The sequence below is a fragment of the Paenibacillus sp. Root52 genome (genome assembly GCF_001426865.1).
Lineage (GTDB): Bacteria > Bacillota > Bacilli > Paenibacillales > Paenibacillaceae > Paenibacillus.
Map to the genome: position 1 here is coordinate 125,399 of NZ_LMFO01000029.1, position 21,512 is coordinate 146,910.

Consider the following 21,512-nt stretch of genomic DNA (forward strand, 5'->3'; position numbering starts at 1 on the left):
ATGCTTGAATCAAGAGCTATTGAATGAATATTAGCGAACATGCCGGGATCCATGTGTATGAGCTGACATGTTACCATGTACCCGCAGGTTAAATAATGCCGATCAGATCAGCATAGGTTCCACGTCAACTTTCTCATAGAACATTTTTCGATACTGTGATGGTGTGGTGCTCTTATGTTTCTTGAACGTGGTAATAAAGTAGCTTAGATGCTCAAAGCCAACGTCCATCGCAATGTCTACGATTTTATGATCGGTATTCTCCAGCAGGTAGCAGGCCTGTTGCACTCTATAATAATTAATATAATCGACAGGACTTTTTTGCACCATCTGTTTGAAGAATCGGCAAAAGTGGCCTTCACTCATGTTCGCCTCATCTGCTAATTCCTTCAGCCGTAATGCTTCTGGATAATGTTGATGAATGTACGATAGCACCGACTTCAAGCGTTCCACTTTATCATGGCTGCCTGTTGAAAGAATGCCGTTGGTAGTAGCTGGACGCATGTGTTCGAACATCTGTGCAAATATAAGATACAAATATGCTTTGGTGGACATTTCACACGTCTCTGAGTTCGTTGCGTGTTCGGCAAATATGCGTTGTAAATACAGCAGGATTTCTTGTCCCCAAGCATCACTAGGTTTGATGTGGTTCGGAGGCACAAGTGTCTTGTGAACGAGCGGATGAATAAACTTTTCTTGAATCGTATCAAAAGTGCGACTGCCCAGCAGTTCAGGGCTGAACACAATGGAAGAAAAGACGCAAGGAGTAGTACCCTTCAAATGACCAACGTGAATTTCTCCGCGGTTAACAAAGATGGCTTCCCCGGCTTGTACCTCAACGGTGTTCATATCAATCTGAAAGACGGCACTTCCTTGTGTAACCATAGTGAACTCCATCTCGTCATGCCAGTGGCAATCAAGAATGATATCACCGTCCAGCTGTTGAATATCCGGATATACACTAACAGGATACATGGCATCTCCGTGTACCCGATCCTCTCGTAAACGTTCGCGTTCCATGATGTCGCTCCTTCAATGATCATTATTAATGAAGCAATTAAATGTAAATGAAATTGATGCTAATGTAATCGTTTCCATTGATTGGTGTTATTTATGAAGAAAACGTTAGGGAATATCAAAATTGTGATATATTCAGTCAAAATAGGAGAAGAATTTCATGTTTAATATCAATATTATTATAGTATAACCGAAGGGGGCAATCAAAGATGAAATTTACGGACGGCTATTGGCAAACCCGCGAAGGATATCATGTACAAAATCCTGCGGATATTCGAGATATCGTACAAAAGGGTGATTCCTTTACAGTATATGCAGCAACGAAACGCATTGAACGCAAGGGAGATACGTTGAACGGCACATTGCTCAAAGCAACGTACAGCTCACCGATGCCAGATGTGATCCGGGTACAACTGAACCATCACAAAGGCAAAGTGAATCCTGGTCCTGAATTTGCTCTGAATACATTAAATACAGATGTAAAGATCACTCGTGATGAGAACGGTGCTGAGTTGCAAAGTGGCAACTTACGTGTAACCGTTAACAAAGCAGGTGGTTGGGACATCGGTTTCCACTATAATGAAAAACGTTTGACAGGCAGTGGCTGGAGAGGTCCAGCATACATTGAGTCTGCCAATGAAGGTGCTTTTTTCCGTGAGCAGCTAGAGCTGGGGGTTGGGGAATATGTATACGGCTTGGGTGAACGCTTTACGCCGTTTGTGAAGAATGGTCAGGTCGTAGATATCTGGAATGAAGACGGCGGTACAAGCAGTGAGCAAGCCTACAAAAACATTCCATTCTACCTGTCCAACAAAGGATACGGTGTGTTCGTAAACCACCCAGAGAAAGTATCTTATGAGATTGCTTCCGAGAATGTATCCAAAGTACAGTTTAGCGTAGAGGGCGAGTCCCTGGAATACTTCATTATCGGTGGTAGCAATCCGAAGGAAGTTCTGGACAACTATACGAAGCTGACTGGCAAACCGGCGTTGCCACCGGCATGGACGTTCGGTTTGTGGCTGACAACTTCATTCACAACAGACTATGATGAAGCAACGGTTAATCATTTTGTAGATGGCATGGCTGAACGTGATCTGCCACTTTCCGTATTCCACTTTGACTGCTTCTGGATGAAAGAGTACCAATGGTGTGATTTTGAGTGGGATGAGGATATGTTCCCAGACCCAGTAGGTATGCTTAGTCGTTTGAAAGACAAAGGCCTCAAAATCTGTGCATGGATCAACCCTTACATTGCTGAGAAATCCATTTTGTTTGATGAAGGTATGGAGAAGGGTTACCTGGTTAAAACAGCAGACGGAAGCGTATGGCAATGGGATAAATGGCAAGCGGGTATGGGTCTCGTAGATTTCACGAATCCAGAAGCAACCGATTGGTATAAAGGTAAATTGAAAACATTGATCGAGCAAGGCGTAGATTGCTTCAAAACGGACTTCGGCGAAAGAATTCCAACGGATGTAGTCTATTACGATGGCTCCGATCCGGTGAAAATGCACAACTATTATACATTCCTATACAACAAAGCTGTGTTTGAAGTATTGGAAGAGAACCTGGGCAAAAACGAAGCGGCATTGTTTGCACGCTCTGCAACCGTTGGTGGCCAACAGTTCCCTGTACACTGGGGCGGCGATTGTTCTTCCAACTACTCATCGATGGCAGAATCACTGCGCGGTGGATTATCCCTTGGTCTGTCAGGCTTCGGCTTCTGGAGCCACGATATTAGTGGATTCGAGAAGACAGCAGAGCCAGACGTATACAAACGCTGGGTACAATTCGGTCTACTGTCATCCCACAGCCGTCTCCATGGTAATGAATCTTATCGTGTACCTTGGTTGTTTGATGAAGAAGCTGTTGATGTGGTGCGTGACTTTACGAAGCTTAAACTTAGCTTGATGCCATATCTGTTCAATTCTGCGGTGGAATCGACTGTTCGAGGATTGCCAATGATGCGAGCAATGGTTCTGGAGTTCCCTGAAGATCCAACATGTGCAACAATTGATACGCAATACATGTTTGGTGATTCTATTCTGGTCGCACCGATCTTCAATAAAGAAGGCGATGTAACATATTACCTACCAGAAGGCACATGGACGAACTATCTGACAGGAGCTAAAGTAGAGGGTGGACGTTGGGTTAGCGAGAACCATGACTTCAAAACGCTGCCTATGATGATCAAGCCGAACAGTCTTATCGCTGTAGGTGCAGTTGATGGCAAACCAGACTATGACTTCGCTCAAGATGTTTCCTTGCACTTGTTCGAATTAGCTGATGGTCATCAAGCCCAAGCGGTTGTCGTGAATCAAGGCGCTGAGCAGGAGCTTGCTGTTCAAGTATCACGTAATGGTTCGGTTCTAGAAGTTACCGCAGAAGGTGCGGGCAAACCTTGGAGTCTTGTACTTCGTGGTCTTGGAAGTGTATCCAGTGTTGAAGGTGGCTCCTATGTTTCTGGTGAACATGGTGTAGTTGTTACGCCAGCATCTGGTGCAAAACAAATCTCCATTCAATTGTAATGTTCTAATCGTCTAAATGAAGATAGAATAGAGAAGAAGGACGGTGCCGAAAGGTGCCGTTTTTCTCTTGTTATTTGTTATCCGTTTTTCTCTGAACAGCTTCAACATATCATTACAGTTAGGGGATTAAGCTATATGGACTCCATTCATTCCAAATTACATCAACCTATTACGGCAGAAATGCTGTACACCTTAGTAGAACATACATTTGGTGCAAATACTCATGTAAAGCAATACGGTCTGTTACAAGGTGGTTTGTTTAACACCACTTATCGCATAGAGCTGGATCATCCTAAGTACCCGGATGTCATTTTAAGATTAGCACCTGAGCGAGTACAAGGAGATGGCAGTGAACATTCACTCTTTGACCCTTTATTTTCATTTGAACGTACCATGATGGCATCTGAACCGATCATCTATGAATATTATCGCGAGCAAGGCATTCCTTGTGCATCGGTTATTGCCTGTGACTCTAGCGGCATGAAAATACCAAGAACGTATATGTTCATGGAATTTATCCCTAGTCAGCAGTTAAATGATCCTTCGTTGTTAGCAAAAGACAAAAAAGAACTTTATCGCCAATTAGGCACATATACCGCTACAATGCATACCGTTCAGGCAGATACATTTGGATGGCTACAGGCGGATGGAACGATAAAGGGATCTACACGTTGGTCTGAGGTATTATTAGCCTATGCAACGGAGACAGCAGCTAAGGCAGCACAGGCGCAGTATATGGCTGGAGTGGGCGAAGAGATCTTAGCGATTCTAGAAGCTAATCAACCAGTCTTAGACCAGGTGACGGAGCCAGTTTTAGTTCATAATGACTTATGGGAAGCCAATGTGTTAATCCATGAGCAACAGGGACAGCCAAGTATTGCGGCCATTATTGACGGAGATCGCTCCATGTTTGCTGATCGTGAGTTCGAGGCGATTTTATCGACCGAATCGATTGACTTTCATGAGGGTTACGGACGCACGCTTGATATGTCTGAAGTAGGACAGTTACGACGGTTTATTTACCGCCTAGTGTCAGCTTATTTTAATGCCTATGTTCATGAGCATCAGGTCAATCAGCATGAAGATGCACAGAAGTACCAACACAGGACGTTGAGTCTGCTCAAGGAATGGAGAGAACGGAATTAGTCGTATCGTGTTAAGGTGCATGAAGTGTTGCTCTATGTAATTCAACGAACTTTTTACATATCCCGAATAAACATCTGCACAATGACCCACAATAACATTGATATTCCTGATCCCTTTAAAGGTGGTTGAGGTATGAGTGATAAAAAGTGGGATCTTGTCGCACTTGCTTCCATTCCGGTAATCATGACCTTGGGTAACTCCATGTTAATTCCGATTCTTCCTCAGATAGAGCGTGAATTAAAGGTGTCGTCCTTCAAAGTCAGTATGTTGATTACCGTGTACGCCATTGTTGCTATTCTCCTGATCCCGATTGCCGGATATTTATCTGATCGGTTTGGGCGTAAGGTTGTTATTATTCCCAGCTTGATCATCGCGGCGGCTGGAGGTGCGGTGGCGGGTGGTGCCGCATGGTTAATGAACGGAGATGCCGCTTACTGGGTGATACTCGGAGGCAGACTACTGCAAGGTATAGGTGCTGCAGGCGCATTCCCCATCGTCATTCCGCTTGTGGGTGATATGTTTAGCGATGAAAATGAAGTCAGCAAAAGCTTAGGCATCATTGAAACATCCAATACCTTCGGTAAAGTGTTAAGCCCTATCCTAGGTGCAGCTCTGGCTGTCTGGTTATGGTATTTACCGTTTATGGCGATCCCTGTATTATGTCTCATTTCACTGTTGCTGGTTATCTTCTTGGTGAAAACACCTAAGAAAAAAGAAAAACCTCCTACGTTCTCGGAATTCATCGCTTCTATTCGGACAGTGCTCAAGCAAAAAGGTCGCTGGCTCTATGCGCTGTTTGCTATCGGTGGAATCTGCATGTTTGTAATTTTTGGTGTGCTTTTTTATTTGTCAGAGACCTTGGAAACGGAATTCAAGCTAAAGGGCGTGCTAAAAGGGCTTGTGTTAGCCATTCCATTAGCAGCGCTATGCCTGGCTTCATTCCTAGCAGGAAAGTGGATTGGCAAGAGCAAAACGCGTATGAAATGGATTGGATTCTCGGGTTTAGTGATTTTGACTGCCTCACTGGTTGTTATGGGGCTGTGGGACAATATATATGCTGTCGTAGGTTTGTTTACCTTAGGCAGTGCAGGAATCGGTGCAACATTGCCGTGTCTTGATGCATTAATAACCGAGGGTGTGGATAAGAAACAACGAGGTACGATCACTGCTTTATTCAGTAGTATGCGTTTTATCGGGGTGTCCTTGGGGCCGCCTGTCATATCCTTGTTAATTGGACGTGCTCATATCTTAATCTTCGGCGTACTTGCTGCGACAGGGGCAATTGGTGGTTTGCTTACACTCTTTGCGGTGAAACCTGAGAAAAGTAATACCGGTACAGAAGACGCTAAGCAAGAAGATGAGGAAGAAGAGAACGTGAAAGAGACGGGAAGAGTGCTTCCGAAATTAGGAAAAAGAAAAAGCCCATTCTAGATGAGAATGGTACTTACACACAGACACAAAGCAAAAATGCGTTGCACATGAGATACGTCCGATGTACTCATGTGACAACGCATTTTTTGTTGTTTTCTAGTGTGTAAAATCAATGTTGATTGTTATCGTTAGAAGAAGGTTTAGCTTGGTTAGAGGATTGCTCCTTGTCTGCACTAATATGGGTATGCTCCAGCAGAGGATGAGGGGTTATCGTGAACCCGCCACTTCTCTTGCCTTGAACTAAATAGATGAGTAGGAACACAATCATGAACATGACCGAATAGCGATACATATCCGTGTAACTTGTGAGGGATGCAATACCACCAAGCAATAGGGCACCAGTTGCGATCCCTAGATCAAGACTATTCAAAAACATACCATTAGCCATTCCGCGCTGAGAAGGCGCTACAATCTGAATCATCCAGGTTTGTAGAGAAGACTGCATGGAGCCATAGCCAATACCGTAAATAAACGCTGCTACAAATAACACCGGCATAGAATTTGCATAAGAAAGAATAATTAACCCGATCGCGATGAATATCGCTCCAGGAATCAGCAGCGCTTTGGGTCCTTTTTGATCATAAAGACGCCCAGCAAAGGGTCTGACCAGCAGAACTGCAATCGCATTGAATAGGAAGAACAGTGCAGGATTAGAGAGGTTAGCTTCCTTACCGTATAACACAATAAAACCAACCAGTCCCCCGTATGTGATGGATAATAAGCCATTCAGCACACTCGGCAAAATCAATTTACGATTGAAAGGAATCTTTTTACCTTTTGCTGCTGACGTAGGAACTGCTCCTGAGTGTGTCACTTGGTCGCGCTGAGATGCCTTCTTACGTGTTAACGAATAACTCAGCGGGTAAATGACAGCAATTACACCTGCTGTACATAACATTAACGTAACGAATCCTTGGCCTTGCAGCAATGTAACCCCGATAATGGGACCCATGGACATGGCAAGACTTGTGGATAAGCCGAAATAGCCCATTCCTTCACCCATCCGTTTAACCGGAACAATATCAGATGCCATTGTTGGGAAAGCGGTACTGCTCATACCAAATCCCACACCAAATAACATACGTAGCAATAGCAGAACTACAATGCCCGCAGCAAAGTAGTAGCCCAGTGTAGCTAATAGAGCGATGGACAGACCCACATAGATCATCGTGTTCCGTAGACCTTTCTCTAAAGCCTTGGCAGAGTACAGTCTTGCAGCAATGGCACTAAGTGCAAAGAGACAGGTGAACAAACTGACCTCGAATGCATTGGCATGAAAACGATCCTGCACATAAGCGGGCAGTGGAGAGACGATCATATGCAGCTGCAGAAACAGCAAAAAATTACATAGCATTAATAATATAAAATCGGTTGTCCATAATTTCACTTGTGTAGATTGTGTATTCATATAACAAAATTCCCCCTGATGTTCTTTTCTCTAAAGGTTGTGATTAATGAGGGAAAGAGTATGCTTAAATGCTTCCATCTGGTCTTCAGGTATACCTTCAGCAAGTTCTTTATTCATTTCTCTTTCGATGGGGACGAGGTTGTCCAGCATAGTTCGACCCTCAGTTGTCAGATACAGTAGGTAAGCTCTGCGATCCTGTTCACTTGTCTGACGTTCTACCCATCCCTTCTTCTCCAGAAGATCAATGATACGGGCAGTCGTTGGCTGGTCCTTAAACACACGCAAGGCGACTTCCTTCTGATTCACACCTTCGCCTTTACCAATATTGAACAGAACAGAGAACTGCTCTGTTGTGATGTCGTACGGTTTGAATTTGGTCGCGAGCAGAGCAACTGCCTTACGATGCGTCAAACCTAACATGAAACCTACGGATTGCTCCAATGAATAATCCATATTTAATGAAAACCTCACTTTCAACAAGGATGAAAACACACTGTACATAAATAGTTGTTATAACAACTATATGCCAAACAAGTACTTTTGTAAAGAGATGGACAGCAGTTGTTCCGGTATTCACAATGAGCTTCAGCGGCATAAAAGTCATGATGATGTAGAAGAGGGTTGAAGTTTTCGATGTTTACCATATCGGAGCCAGTGAACAATAACGTACAATATAGGCATGGATTCAATGAGTAAGGTATACATCGGCACAGCGTAAGAGCGTGTAGCTAGCTCGTATGCAGTTACATCTTTGGCGTATTGCATCACAATGGCAGCGGCTGTTCCACCAATTAAGTACACAACCGACTTTTGTTGTCTAACACCACTAATTTTGGACAGACACACAGAGGCGACATATAACAAAAAAGAACTTCGTGTAAACATTGTGGTTGACCAGATCGCAATCAGTACGGGATCTAGATTATCAAGAAAGTCGCCGTATCGAGCAAACCTAATCATCTCAAGTAAAGGATAACGGAGGCTCGCTGCTACATAAGGACCAAAGTTCATGAGTGTATAGATCCAGAAAAAAACTACAAACAGAATAACGGTGATTCCCGCGAATATCATGCTTCTTAGTAAAGGGCGCCTAAACGCAACAGTTGGAGCGAGAAACAGAAACATCATCCACTCGGAAAACCAGGGCAGGGTAGAAAAAGAACCCATGACAATCTCGCCTAGATCGTGATGTGTTGTCAGAGCGAGGAGTACATCTGGATTGCCGCCACTGCCTACGGTCGGGATCAGCAGAGTGGATGTGAGAACTTGCACCAAAAAGATACCTTCTGCCATGAAAATAATTGTCACTAGGCCTGAGCGTGCTGATAAGCTGACACATAACAAAGTAAGTGTTGCGGTAACCCAAATGGGAGTCTCAGGTAAGTACATCGATTGCAGAAAAATAATGAAATTCTCTACATCAATCGTCACTAAATACAAACACAACAAGGCGATCATCCCAACGAAAAAGAGATGTACCCATTTGCCAACAACGTCTTCTCCAAAGCTCAGCCAAGGTCTATCTGGGTTAAGGGCACCGAGTCTATATGTAAAGAATAAGAAGATGAGGCTGATTAGAAATCCACCAATCGTGGATAACCAGCCCTGATAACCGCTCATCTTGAATAATCGTTGTAGGAGGAAAGCAATGGGTTCAGAGTATAGATAAACAAACATGAAGCGATAAGCTTGCCCAGCTGTTAGATGATTCATAGATAATTGGTACCTCCTGTTCTTAATGAATCATAGGATCAATCCAGCCAAAGACCAGTTGAATGATATCATTGGGATTGGGCCAGGCAGACCAGCTCACCGCGAGCGTATTCCACACGATAAACAGCGCGAGTAAGATGAAGTAACTGCGCCTAATCGTCTTTTTACTCGTTTTCACGGATGCGTAGTCAGATAGATAGAGCCCAGCGAACAACAAAACAGCGATCATGATGATCCTCCTTCAGCGCATGTCATTACGGGTTCGTTTAGATCAATAGCTGGACTCTGATCCGACAAACTGAATGTTAATCTGTGTATTAACGCGGAATTGCAAATTATTCTTCACATACGTAGTCCATTGAGGACGAAGCTTAGACCAGACCTTGGGATACTTCCACTCCAAGCGGTAACCTAGATTCAGAATATCTGCCTCTTGCTGCTGTGCGGTAACAATGGCTTGCCTCAGATGTTCGTCGATTTTTTTACTCGCCTCCACCTGCATTTCCTGCACACTTCCGACGTCTTTGGCTTTCAATATTGGGATGACGGAATTAAGCTCTCCCTTACCCGTTAGATTAATGTCGAAGTAGGGCTCACCATCGACTAGTCTGACACGAATGTCTGAGTCCATATCGAAGAGAGTCATGCTGGCCTTTACTCTGTCCGTCTGGATGGATATCGCCATCGAATCTAGTTTGCGACCAGCCCAAGCTACAGCGCGAGCCTCATCGTCTGAAAGTGTTCCCACCATACGCATTTGCTTGAAAATAGCTCCGCCAATCTGACTGATCCACTTTTTCTTTGCCCCTTCTTCGCTTACCATAGATAATTGTTTAGCTTGCAGCAGAGATGCGGCAAAGCCTTGGTTCATTTTGTCTGAAGCATAAACGTTTAGCGTCTGGGTCTTTAACAAGTTTTCCTCGGTGGAGAATTCGCGCAGTACATCACTTGGTGTTTCCTCAAAGACCGGAGTTAAGTCAGAAACATCCTTCGCTTTACCCTCAGCGACCATTATGTAGCTGCTCAGGTGAAATAGTGGCTCCCTTGCAATCCATTCCATCGTATCGTCAATCCCTGCCCGGGCATATGCTTGTCCGAAGACAACAACACGTGTATGTCCCCAGGAGATTCTTCTCGTGAGATCTGTCTGGATTCGTTCTAACGCATCGGCAATGGTAGGGGCTACCGCAGAAACTACGGCATAAGGCTCCTTGCTCGATCCTCCTCGATCTGGTGATAGACGGTTAGGAAGCGGCATCGTTAATGAAACTTCAACTTCTCCAGGCGTATCGGTCTTGTCAACATACATGGCAGTGATAAATGTGCGCTCGTTAATTTCGACTTTAGACCAGCAGCCACCACAGAAGAGGCAGCATATCACGAGTAGAGCTAGTTTAGGCAGAGTATAGCGAAGACTCATGGCGTATCTTGCCTCGTTTCATTATCCGCTGCATATGCTTTGGTTCTTTTTTTCATAAGAAACCATGGCACCCGAATGAACGTATCCTTGATATCACGCAGGACAAGCGGCGCAAAAGGTTGCATATATGGAACTCCGAAGGAGCGCAGACTTACCATGTACCAGTATATTAGATAGATCGAAATGACTACGCCAAACAGACCAAGCGTTCCACCGACGAGTAACACAGGAAATCGAAGAAGCCGGAATGAAAGTCCTAATTCAAAATGTGGAATGATAAAGGCGGCAATGCCTGTAATGGAAACGACAATCACAAGCGGGGCAGAGACAATACCTGCCTGCACAGCCGCCTGACCAATGACAATACCGCCAATAATGGACACGGTTTGCCCTAACGGTTTCGGAATACGTATCCCTGCTTCACGCAGCCCCTCAAAGGTGATTTCCATAATGAAGGCTTCAACCAATGCAGGAAAAGGAATGTTCTCCCTGGCGGAGGCAATCGTAATTAGCAGATTCGTTGGGATGATTTCTGGATGAAAGGTAGTGACTGCCACATAGACCGAAGGTAACAAAAACGCAAAAAAGGCAAATAGCAGACGAATAATCCGAATGAAAGAAGCAGAATGAAACCTTTGATAGTAGTCTTCAGAAGATTGCATTAACGAGAAGAAGGTGACAGGAATAAGTATTGAGAATGGCGTGCCATCCTGCATGACGCTAATACGACCCTCAACGAGTGCAGCTGCGACGGAGTCTGGCCGCTCGGTATATTGGTACTGGGGAAATGGTGACAGCGGATGATCCTCCAGAAACTCCGATAAATAGCTGACGCCTAAGCTGCTATCCATATCAATTTCATTTAAGCTGTTCAACACGTTTTCTAGAATATCCGGTTTGCATAACCCTTCAATGTACACGACATATACCACGGTTTTGGTGTATTTGCCGATTGTGAATTGGATCATTTTAAAATCAGGATGTTTAATTTTGTGCCGAAGTAGAGACATATTCGCATGAATGTCTTCAATGAATGCCTCTTGAGGGCCAACCACAACTACCTCGTTCGTGGATTCGGGTATAGAACGTTTCTGATAATTCTGAATTGAGAACACAATCCAATTGGGCAATCCTTCGAAATGAAGAACGGCATTACCAGAGACGATGTCACTCACCAGTTGTTCAGATGATTCTGTGAGATGTGAGTCCAGTGTGAAAAAAGAGCCACTAACTATCCGGGCTGTAAGCATAGGGTCTATTTCGGCGCGTGATGCTTCTTCTAGCAACGGTTTAACGATGGCTTCTCTCATCGTGGCGGTATCTACAATGGATTGGATGTAGATGAGCTCACAATGAATCGTACCAATCTGAAAGGGCTGATAGACAACATCCGTAGCGCCCAAGAGACGGGTTTTCACCTGTTCAAGCGTGCTGCCTGTTTCCATTCCATATCTCCCTCCTTGATTCGCCAGTCTATATAATGACTTGTCATTCTCCTGTAGTTTGTGACGCCTGACCTTAAATATTCTTGCATTTGTGAAAAGCCAAAAAGATTGCAAACTTTGGTGCAAATGATGAATGTGGAATTTTGGAGATAACCTATATAATAAGAGGACATTCATTAAGAGGAAGAGATAAGGAGAGAAACGAGATGACAGACCAGATTAGAATCGCTGAGCTTGCTGATGTTGAACATGTGAGTGAGTTATTTAATCAATATCGTATGTTCTACAATGAACCTTCAGATCTAGAAGGGGCGGGGCAATACATAAGGAATCGGATGCAGCATAATGAATCGATTATCCTAGTAGCTGAAAGAAATACTGGATCGGAAGTGCTTGAATCAATGAACGGTAAGGAACATAGAATTGACCAAGCCTTGACGGGATTTGTACAGTTGTATCCAACGTTCAGTTCACTATCTATGCGCTCCAATTGGATACTGAATGATCTGTACGTTCACCCAGAATATCGTCAGCAAGGGATTGCCCGCAAGTTACTACAGGCGTCCAGAGCGCTTGCAAAGGAAAGAGGCGTTGTTGCTTTGTCTCTATCCACCGGGGTTAGTAATAAGCAGGCTCAAGCGTTGTATGAGTCAGAAGGTTATGTACTCGACACCTATTTCCTGTATTATGATCTTAATGTATAAAAAAATAAGACATATGCTTGTGTCGGTGCACCACGAGGAACAAGGGAGGACTACATAACCATGATGCAGTGGATCGCCATGATAACGATGCTAATTGATCACATAGGTGCCGTTTTTTATCCACAAGTGGAGGAACTGCGAGTGATCGGACGTATCGCATTTCCAATCTATGCTTTTGCCGTGTATGTTGGCTATAAGCACACACGAAATATGAAGAAATACATAATGCGATTATTCTGGATTGCGGTCATTTCACAGATTCCTTTTATGGCAGCATTTAACCACCTCTCACTGAATGTCGTATGGACGTTATTGTCTGGATTGTTGGTATTGCTGGCACTGGATCGTTTACCCGTTCGTTTGTTGAGTATCCCGATTGTTATAGGTGCAGGATGGATTATGGAGATTACGCATATGGACTATGGGATGTACGGGCTGATTCTCGTTCTGTTATTCCGGTACTTCCAAGGTGCTATTCTAGTTGTTGGACATTTCTTGTTAACGGCAGTCTATATCACGCTCTATAGCAGTTCTGTGCAGATGTACAGTGTTATTGCTACCGTGGGTATTGCTATTGCGCAATATTATGGTGCAGGCTTTCGCTTAAAGGGGCCGAGATGGATATGGCGTTATTTCTATCCGGCTCATCTAGCCATCATTGCCCTTATTCGCTGGATATAACATGTTGGAATAATATAAGAGGCCCCTGTTCCGTTAGTGGAACAGGGGCCTCTTATGAAAGATAAAATGCTGAACCGATCTACTCCAGTGTTGGAGAAGTGCCGAATGTTGGCTTGATTGCTGCAGGGAAGTATCCAATCGCAACCGCATGCTCAAGCATGTTCAAAATAAAACGATCATCGGCTTTAGGGCAAGAAATGCCTGCAGGTTGTACATAAGCCGTTGTAACGGGAGAGGCATATACGTACGCTGAATCCTTGGCACCGTCCCCTTCAAGCTGAGCGATAGCCAGTTGAAGCGCCTCAGCATCTTTACTGATGCTAGCATCAAACAACCACTGCGTATATTCGGCAAAAGGAACCGTCTCGACTTCATAACCAGCACGATTAATGGAATGGATCAATTCATCATAACGAATGGACTCTGGATTACAGATGTGGAACACACGGCCAGCAGTGTCTTCGCGTAATGCCAGATGTACAATCGCTTCGCTTGCGTAATCAATTGGAGTGAAGTCCACCATCCAATCCGCAGCAGGAGCTTTGCCAAGCAACAACATCGCTTTAATCATGCGGTAGAAGGCATTGCTGTCAATATTGGACTGGAAACGTCCTGTTTTCGAATGGCATGTTAGGTTTCCGGCTCGATAGATACTTACCGGTACGCCTTCCTCTGCTGCAATCATAAGCACTTTTTCAGCTTCAAGTTTACTGTCAGAGTACACGTTCTCCACATGCAAATCGGCTGGGAAATGATCATATTGCAATGAAGATTCCCATTGACCGCTAAGCGCTAGATCTTCTGGGATTCCCATCGTGGACACATGATGGAAGGAGGCACCTGGTTTGCTGCGAATCAGATCCAACAGTGCTACAGTTCCTTCTACATTCGTTTTCGCGAATTGAGCTGCATCCCCGAAGTGCCGCACATCTGCCGCACAGTGAATCACGCGATCAATTGTGGCTTGGATATAAGTCTTTTGTTCACTAGTCAACCCGAGGTTCGGCTGCTCTAGGTCTCCTTCAATAATCTCAACGCGAGATTGCAATTGAAGCGCCAGTTCATTTCCGAAATACCCCTGCATCACATTACTTAATCGTTGCATAGCTGTTGTTCCATCCGATGGACGACGAACCAATGTGTAAATTTTCGTGTCAGAATGCAGGATTAATTGCTGAAGCACATGAGAACCTAAGTAACCTGTAGCACCTGTTAGGAGAACATGTTCTGGCTTGAGAATTTCCGGGTACCCGATCTGTGTAGCAAGCTCAACAGGATGCTCGGATAGTTGGGTGATCAGACCACTTGTCCCGGAAGAAGCCGACTCTGACTGTTCTGTAGCTAGCGCTAATTTCTCCACTCGACGAGCCAATGCGCGAATCGTTTTCTCCGCAAAAAAGTCGGCAATCTTCAATAGTGGATAGTGAGGCTTCAGTAGAACAAGCACGTGAATGACCCGTAGAGAGTCTCCACCGATGGTGAAGAAACTATCTTCGACACCGAAGTCATCGTGTTGAAGGATCTCTTTCCAAGAGTTCAAAATAATTGTCTCAGTTTCAGTTGCAGGCAGTACGCGTTCCGCACGATTCTCATGACGTTCTTCATGAGGGAGAGCAACCATCGCTTTGCGGTTGATTTTACCTGTTGGCGCAATTGGCATTTCATCCAATTGGCAGATCCATTTCGGCACAAAATACGAAGGGAGCTTCACAGCAAGCTGCGCTTTGATCCCTTCAACGGATAGTGTGCTACCATCCACGGAGGTAAAGTAACCGACGAGCATATTTTGTCCGTCTGATTCTTTTTTAGGGATTACAGCGACATCCTGTATCTGTTCTAAACGTGCAAAATGATCCTCGATTTCGCCAATCTCAATCCGATGACCACGAATTTTCAACTGCGAATCACTACGTCCCACATATTCTATTAATCCATTGTCTAGCAATTTGGCAATATCACCAGATCTATAGATTTTTTCACCCATCGCAAATGGATTCTCAATAAAGGCTTGAGCAGTACGTTCTGGTTGATTCAGATATCCCTTAGCTAGAGCCGGGGTGGAGATGTATACCTCACCAGGCACTCCAACCGGGCAGAGCTGTTGTTCTTCATTCACGATGTAAACTTTGTAGTTATGAATCGGTTTACCAATTGGCATATTAACGACATGATCAGGAACTTGCTCGCTGATTCGATGTGTCGTCGTTGCTACTGTACATTCAGTAGGGCCGTATACATTGACGATGTCAATCTGGTTGCCAAATTTACGCTGGAATGAACGGACTTGTTCGCCATATAGTGCTTCGCCCGCAACGGTAATTATTTTGACCTTAGCCAGCTTGTGGAAACCTTCATCGGACAGATAGGAGGCAAGCTGGTTGAAGAAGATCGTAGGCAGAATCGTAATAATCGTTGTGCCTGTACGTTCGATCGCAGCAGCAAAATCCTCAACGGATACACGTTCTTCCGCAGATAGAAGATAAAGCTCAGCACCGTAGAACAGGGCACCAATCGTATCCCATACGGAGGCATCGAAGCTGTATGTAGCAAACTGGGTCAGCACATCACTAGGCATAATATCACAATCTCGCTGAACGACACTACCAAGGTTCGTTACACCGCGATGAGCTACGAGCGCACCTTTTGGTTTACCTGTAGAGCCCGAAGTATAGATGATATAGGCTAAGTCATCCGGCTGAACATCGACATTAGGGTTGCTTGCTGCAAATCCCGCCAGGCGACCATCTACCGATAAAATTTGACGCACGGTTGTGATGCCCGAGAACAGGCGTGAAGCTTCATTAAAGGAAGAATCTTTCGTTAGGACAAAGGATGAAGCTGTATCTTCTACGATGTAGCTATTACGTTCTTGTGGGTGCTCAGGGTCAACAGGAACATACACACCCCCGGCTTTGAGAATACCCAGAATGGAGATGATCGTCTCTAGACTTCTTTCCATGAAGATGCTGACAAATTCCCCTTTTTGTAAACCGTTTGATTGAAGAACTCGAGCCACTTGATTAGAACGTTCATTCAATTCTCGATACGTATATTTACCTGAAAGTGACGTGATTGCAGGTGAATTAGGATACTCTGCCGCAACAGCTTCGAACCAACCATGGATCGTTTGATGTTCAGGCTCTAGAACAGCAGTATCGTTCATCTCACGGTACAACAGTCGATCAGAGGCAGATAAAATATCAACGGAGCCAATAGACTTGTCCGTATTGCGGATCATAGCGAGTAGCAGTGTCTCAAAATACTCCGCATATCTCATGATGGTGGCCTCATTTAGCAGGGAAGCATCATAGAACGAATCAAGGATAAACTGGCCGCGATCATCGCGGATGTTCCAGTTTAATATTTGTGGAGCTTGAGGCAATTGCACACTGTTGTGCATGAAAATCGTTTCAGGGTATGCCCCAGGATGAGTGGTATTGTTGTTCAGAAGTTGCTCTGAAATTTGTTCAATCAATTCCCGGAAGGTCAGTTTCCCATGGATCTGCAGTATCACGTTAGCAGCCGCGTGCTCAGGAGCCAGTGTGCCTATGGCTAGCTCCTGTTCGCCTGATAGTCGGAATAACAAGGCGGCGTACGTGGATAAGAGTGCAGGGTGAGTCAATGCTGAGCCGAATTTTTGTGTGATTTCACGACTCAAGGCAGGCTGTAGAGGAATATGCGTTGATTCATAAACGAATGATTGCTGACGACGTCCGAAATCCAGCGGAATCTGAAGTACCGGCAATTCAGTTTCCATAATATGAGCTGATGAAGAATGATTATCAATCACTTCAGTTTTTCCTCCTTTGTCCAATTCAAAAAAATGTAATATTCCTGTATTCTTAGCCCTTGCTTACATTAAAGTGAGAAATTAATTCTTGCAGCTCCTCAGACATGCTACTCAGTCGGTTGGAAGAATCTACAAGCGTAATCAGTGAACCTTTTTGTTCATCAACCGAAGAAGAGATCCGTTCACTGCTATCAGCAGTCTTGCTTACGCTGGATGATAGATCATCAGCCGTTGCAGTCATCTCTTCAGTACCCGCAGATATCTCTTGCGTAGCACTGGACACCTCTTGAATCTGGTTGGAAACTTTCTTAGCTGCTTCCAGGATTTCTTCGAACAATTGCCCTGTTTGATCAGCTACATCAAGGCCTGTGTCAACTTCGGCTGTACCTTGTTCCATTGCACGAACAGCTTGTTTGATTTCGGTTTGAATTTCTTCAATTAACACAGAGATCTGTCTAGTTGATTCTTCGGACTGTTCAGCAAGTTTACGAACTTCACCCGCTACAACAGCGAAACCACGACCTTCTTCACCGACACGTGCTGCCTCAATGGACGCATTCAGTGCGAGCAGGTTGGTCTGACTGGAAATACCAGAGATGATATTGAGGATATCTCCGATTTCTTGCGAACGACTTTCAAGTACATTAATAGCCGATGCTGTATTTTTAACCGATTCGGTAATCAGAGTCATTTGTTCAGAGACCTGACGAACGACTGTGTTACCTTGCTGGGAACGACGCTCCATCTCATAGGCTTCATCAGCTACGTTCGCTGAACTACTAGCAATCGTTTGAATCACTGTAGCCATCTCTGCCATTGCACGTGCGCTGTCAATCGTCGCTTGTTCTTGTGCACGAATATTAGACGCGATCTGAGATACATTGATGTTAATCGTATCGGCATGATCACTGTTTTTCTCCGAGACTTCATACAGTTCTTTGGCAGACTGGTTTACCTCGTGAGAAGTCATCTGTACTTTGACGATCGTGTCATTAATTTTGCGAACCATGGTATTGAACTTCTCGTTAACAAGTCCAAGATCGTCCTTGCCTGTCGGAATGTTGACATTCAAATTACCCCGGCTAACGTCATCAATTCCTTTGATTAAGTGACGAATAGGGGATAGTGTGTTTTTGACAACGAGATATTGAATGATTAAGAATAGAAGTAAAAAGGCTACCAAAATGATGATACCGTTTTTGAGCAGTGAGCTCAGTCCGGCAGGTACGGCAGATGCATCCGCATCAATCGCGAAATAGGAGAAGATTTTGCCGTTACTATCCTTGATTGGATAAGCGATGGTTGTCCATGTACCAAAGTCGTCTTTATAAAATGTAGTAAAGGTTGGACGATCTGTATTTAACATCTCTTTCAATGCATTTGCTACAACAACCGGTTGCTCATACATATCGCCAATGTTTACGTTATCGCTTTGAAAAGCTTCTCTGAGATTGGTTGGCATCGCGACTAGGGATGTATTACGCTGATTTTCCCCATCAAGTTCAACGCCGAAAATATAGGCTTGGGCTATATTAGGATAGTATTCTTGCATTTCATCAAAGTAAGCTCGCAGTTTAGCTTGTACGGTTCCGTCATAGCTGCCTTCCGCAATGGCTGCCTCGACCTCTGATGGATTAATTCCCTCAGCCCATTTCTGTGTAATGACTGCAACTTGTCCATGCAATTGATCCACAAGCACTGTCTTTTGGAAGTAATAGCTGCTGGCAATTAGTGCCACTCCAATAATGACGATGTTGGTGAATGAAAGTAATAGATTTTTCGAGAAAAAAGACATGCTTTTCCAACTAAATGATTTCACAAAACTCCACTCCTGATCTCTGTTTGATTAACAACCCTTTGTTCTTGCATAATTCCAGCCAACTAGGCCATTGGTAGATCCCCTCCAAAGTTATGTATGCGACCATGGTCTTGGGTTTTTTGGTCGTAAATACGAATTTTTAGTACCCATGATCCATAGGTGTCTAATTATTAAAACACATCTACCTATAATATGTCGTATAAAATGTCGTTAAATTGAATAGTTTTGTTAAAACTTTTTTAATATTCTACACATTTATGGACATGGCAATAAATACATAGGTACAAAGGACTAAAACTTCGGAATAATTCCCATTTTTTAGTTTCATTATGTATTCTATAACAATAAGAGATAAAAAACATCATGTAAGTATGAAAAACATACTAAATATCATATTTGGGAAGTCTACCTTGCATTTATCAATTGGAATGGATTATGAACTATCCGTTTTTGTATTGCTTACAAGGATGGATATACATCGGAAGCGGTTTTATCTATAATAAATACAGTATGCATTTCTCAAATTCATAAACAGGCGGGGGTTTATTCTAGATGAATCTGAAACAAATTGCAGCAGAGCGGGCGGCAGAATACATCCAAGATGGAATGAAGGTGGGGCTAGGTACAGGCTCTACAGCTTACTATGCGATTTGCAAGTTAGGTGAGCGTGTACGTGATGGCTTGCAAATTCAAGCTGTAGCTACGTCTGAAGCATCGGACAAGCTTGCTAGAGAATGGGGCATTCCGATCATTCCCTTCGATCAGATCGGACGGCTGGATATTACGATTGATGGCGCCGACGAGGTTGATCCAAATTTTAATCTCATTAAAGGGGGCGGCGGTGCTCTCTTGCGTGAGAAGATTGTTGCAGCGAACAGCGATCAACTTATAATTGTAGCCGATGGCAGTAAAGCAGTAGACAAGCTAGGCCGATTCCCATTACCGGTAGAGGTTGTTCCTTTTGCTTCTGAATGGACGTTCAAGGCGCTAGAAAGTATGGGATGTTTTCCAGAATGGCGCATGAATGGTGACGAGCGTTATCTGACAGACAATGGAAATCTGATTGCTGACTGTCGGATGGAAGCGATTGAGCAGGCTCCCGAATTGAACATTAAGTTAAATATGCTTCCAGGTGTAGTGGATAACGGCTTATTCATTAACATGGCGAATATTGTCATATTAGCGAAGGAAGATGGTAGTATTGATGAACTCCATCGTTCCAATTAAGGAATGAGGGGGGAATTCAAATGAAGGAAACTCCGATCATTGAAGGTGACCTTGTACTTCGGTGCATAGAAGAGGCAGATCTACCGGAGCTTTATCAACTTATATATAGTGAAGAAGTTCCGGAATGGAAGCAATGGGATGCTCCTTATTTTCCGCTTGAGCATGAGAGCTATACTCAGTACAGTCAAGGTATAATGAAGTGGATCGAAGCATCAGCGACCAGTTCTAATCCAATCTCCATGCGAATCGTTGAAGTAAAGGGTCAGATTATTGGCACAATCTCTTATTATTGGGAGCATCAACAATCGTTATGGCTTGAGATGGGAATTGTTCTTTATCGTTCTACGACGTGGAGTAAGGGGGTTGGCACCCGTGCACTTCAGCTCTGGTCAAGCCATTTGTTTAACCATTTGCCGATTGCAAGAGTCGGATTAACGACTTGGTCAGGTAATGAACGAATGATGCGAGCAGCGACCAAGGCAGGATTGCAGGTCGAAGGAAGAATGCGTAAATGCCGTATTGTGGAGGGGAAGCACTACGATTCTATTCGTATGGGAATGCTGCGTGAGGAATGGGAACAGCTGTCTTCTCCCCGTGTATAGGATGAAATGAAATGTAAACAATTGATGGAGGATTATAGAAATGCCGAACATAGAGGACAATCGGGAACTTTCTTTACAACTATTTGTAGTTCTCGTCCGAGCATACAATTCCGTTACATCCAAATCCAATCGTGATATTCAGAGTCATGGGCTTAATACAACCGAATTTGGCGTACTTGACCTGTTATATCACAAAGGCCCCCAGGCTCTACAGAAAATTGGGGAGAAGGTTCTAATGTCTAGCGGTAATATCACATACGTTGTCGATAAATTGCAGAATAAAAATCTTCTGGTTCGCAGAGCTTCCAAAGAAGATCGACGTGTAATTTATGCAGAACTTACAGAAGAGGGGCGACAACTCTTCACACAAATTTTTCCTCAGCATCACCAAGTTATTATTGATGCAGTAGACGGATTGGAGCCTTCAGAGAAAGCGGCGGCAATTCGACTGCTGAAGAAGCTGGGACTTGCTGCAGAAGGTAAAACCGACTTGCGTTCATGAACGCAAGTCGGTTTTTTCGTGAGCGATATAACAGGCACACACTAGCTAAATGACTTGCAGTATTCTTCATATTATAGGAAAA

17 protein-coding genes are annotated in these 21,512 nt (G+C 44.1%); 8 read left to right on the forward strand and 9 right to left on the reverse strand.

The window, feature by feature from the left end; all coding sequences use genetic code 11:
• Window positions 1-102: 102 nt before the first annotated feature.
• Window positions 103-1,017, reverse strand: a complete 915-nt coding sequence (locus ASD24_RS21580) for an AraC family transcriptional regulator (RefSeq protein WP_056700407.1) — start codon at window positions 1,015-1,017, stop codon at window positions 103-105.
• A 206-nt stretch (window positions 1,018-1,223) separates the two neighbouring features.
• Here ASD24_RS21580 and yicI point away from each other — a divergent pair, with 206 nt between their 5' ends.
• The 3 genes from yicI (at window position 1,224) to ASD24_RS21595 (ending at window position 6,119) form a co-directional block, all read left to right on the forward strand.
• Window positions 1,224-3,542 (forward strand): alpha-xylosidase, encoded by a 2,319-nt coding sequence (gene yicI, locus ASD24_RS21585; RefSeq protein WP_056700408.1) that lies wholly within the window; start codon window positions 1,224-1,226, stop codon window positions 3,540-3,542.
• A 135-nt stretch (window positions 3,543-3,677) separates the two neighbouring features.
• The gene (locus tag ASD24_RS21590) at window positions 3,678-4,688 is read left to right on the forward strand and encodes an aminoglycoside phosphotransferase family protein (protein ID WP_056700411.1); all 1,011 of its coding nucleotides are present in this window, start codon (window positions 3,678-3,680) and stop codon (window positions 4,686-4,688) included.
• Between the two features lie 132 nt (window positions 4,689-4,820).
• Window positions 4,821-6,119, forward strand: coding sequence for an MFS transporter (locus ASD24_RS21595; RefSeq protein ID WP_056700413.1), 1,299 nt, complete (start codon window positions 4,821-4,823; stop codon window positions 6,117-6,119).
• A gap of 109 nt (window positions 6,120-6,228) precedes the next feature.
• Here ASD24_RS21595 and ASD24_RS21600 read toward each other — a convergent pair whose 3' ends face one another.
• From ASD24_RS21600 to ASD24_RS21625, 6 genes are all read right to left on the reverse strand, one after another.
• Window positions 6,229-7,527 carry an MFS transporter gene (locus ASD24_RS21600; RefSeq protein WP_056700414.1) on the reverse strand — a complete coding sequence of 433 codons (1,299 nt, stop codon included), beginning with the start codon at window positions 7,525-7,527 and terminating at the stop codon, window positions 6,229-6,231.
• Between the two features lie 30 nt (window positions 7,528-7,557).
• The gene (locus tag ASD24_RS21605; RefSeq protein WP_056700415.1) at window positions 7,558-7,980 is read right to left on the reverse strand and encodes a MarR family winged helix-turn-helix transcriptional regulator; all 423 of its coding nucleotides are present in this window, start codon (window positions 7,978-7,980) and stop codon (window positions 7,558-7,560) included.
• 147 nt (window positions 7,981-8,127) lie between these two features.
• Window positions 8,128-9,240 carry a GerAB/ArcD/ProY family transporter gene (locus ASD24_RS21610; RefSeq protein WP_056700416.1) on the reverse strand — a complete coding sequence of 371 codons (1,113 nt, stop codon included), beginning with the start codon at window positions 9,238-9,240 and terminating at the stop codon, window positions 8,128-8,130.
• Between the two features lie 22 nt (window positions 9,241-9,262).
• Complete coding sequence (locus tag ASD24_RS21615) at window positions 9,263-9,469, reverse strand: hypothetical protein (protein ID WP_056700417.1); 207 nt, start codon at window positions 9,467-9,469, stop codon at window positions 9,263-9,265.
• A 42-nt stretch (window positions 9,470-9,511) separates the two neighbouring features.
• Complete coding sequence (locus ASD24_RS21620) at window positions 9,512-10,660, reverse strand: Ger(x)C family spore germination protein (protein WP_056700419.1); 1,149 nt, start codon at window positions 10,658-10,660, stop codon at window positions 9,512-9,514.
• A complete protein-coding gene (locus ASD24_RS21625) occupies window positions 10,657-12,105 on the reverse strand; it encodes a spore germination protein (RefSeq protein ID WP_056700421.1) in 1,449 nt (482 codons plus the stop codon). Before ASD24_RS21625 ends, ASD24_RS21620 begins: the two co-directional genes overlap by 4 nt.
• A 206-nt stretch (window positions 12,106-12,311) precedes the next feature.
• Here ASD24_RS21625 and ASD24_RS21630 point away from each other — a divergent pair, with 206 nt between their 5' ends.
• On the forward strand, window positions 12,312-12,809 hold the full coding sequence (locus tag ASD24_RS21630) for a GNAT family N-acetyltransferase (protein WP_056700422.1): 498 nt from the start codon (window positions 12,312-12,314) through the stop codon (window positions 12,807-12,809).
• Between the two features lie 60 nt (window positions 12,810-12,869).
• The gene (locus tag ASD24_RS21635; RefSeq protein ID WP_235540746.1) at window positions 12,870-13,490 is read left to right on the forward strand and encodes a TraX family protein; all 621 of its coding nucleotides are present in this window, start codon (window positions 12,870-12,872) and stop codon (window positions 13,488-13,490) included.
• Between the two features lie 79 nt (window positions 13,491-13,569).
• On the opposite strand, the gene ASD24_RS21640 is transcribed toward ASD24_RS21635, so the two are convergent.
• Complete coding sequence (locus tag ASD24_RS21640) at window positions 13,570-17,247, reverse strand: non-ribosomal peptide synthetase family protein (protein ID WP_056701140.1); 3,678 nt, start codon at window positions 17,245-17,247, stop codon at window positions 13,570-13,572.
• 85 nt (window positions 17,248-17,332) lie between these two features.
• Complete coding sequence (locus ASD24_RS21645; RefSeq protein WP_056701142.1) at window positions 17,333-19,075, reverse strand: methyl-accepting chemotaxis protein; 1,743 nt, start codon at window positions 19,073-19,075, stop codon at window positions 17,333-17,335.
• Between the two features lie 576 nt (window positions 19,076-19,651).
• On the opposite strand from ASD24_RS21645, the gene rpiA reads away from it, so the two are divergent.
• Genes rpiA through ASD24_RS21660 form a run of 3 tightly spaced genes read left to right on the forward strand, consistent with a single transcriptional unit; the run spans window position 19,652 to window position 21,430 of the window.
• The gene (rpiA, locus tag ASD24_RS21650) at window positions 19,652-20,326 is read left to right on the forward strand and encodes a ribose-5-phosphate isomerase RpiA (protein WP_056700424.1); all 675 of its coding nucleotides are present in this window, start codon (window positions 19,652-19,654) and stop codon (window positions 20,324-20,326) included.
• A gap of 20 nt (window positions 20,327-20,346) precedes the next feature.
• Window positions 20,347-20,928 (forward strand): GNAT family N-acetyltransferase, encoded by a 582-nt coding sequence (locus ASD24_RS21655; RefSeq protein ID WP_056700426.1) that lies wholly within the window; start codon window positions 20,347-20,349, stop codon window positions 20,926-20,928.
• A gap of 40 nt (window positions 20,929-20,968) precedes the next feature.
• Window positions 20,969-21,430, forward strand: a complete 462-nt coding sequence (locus tag ASD24_RS21660; RefSeq protein WP_056700428.1) for a MarR family winged helix-turn-helix transcriptional regulator — start codon at window positions 20,969-20,971, stop codon at window positions 21,428-21,430.
• Window positions 21,431-21,512: the final 82 nt, after the last annotated feature.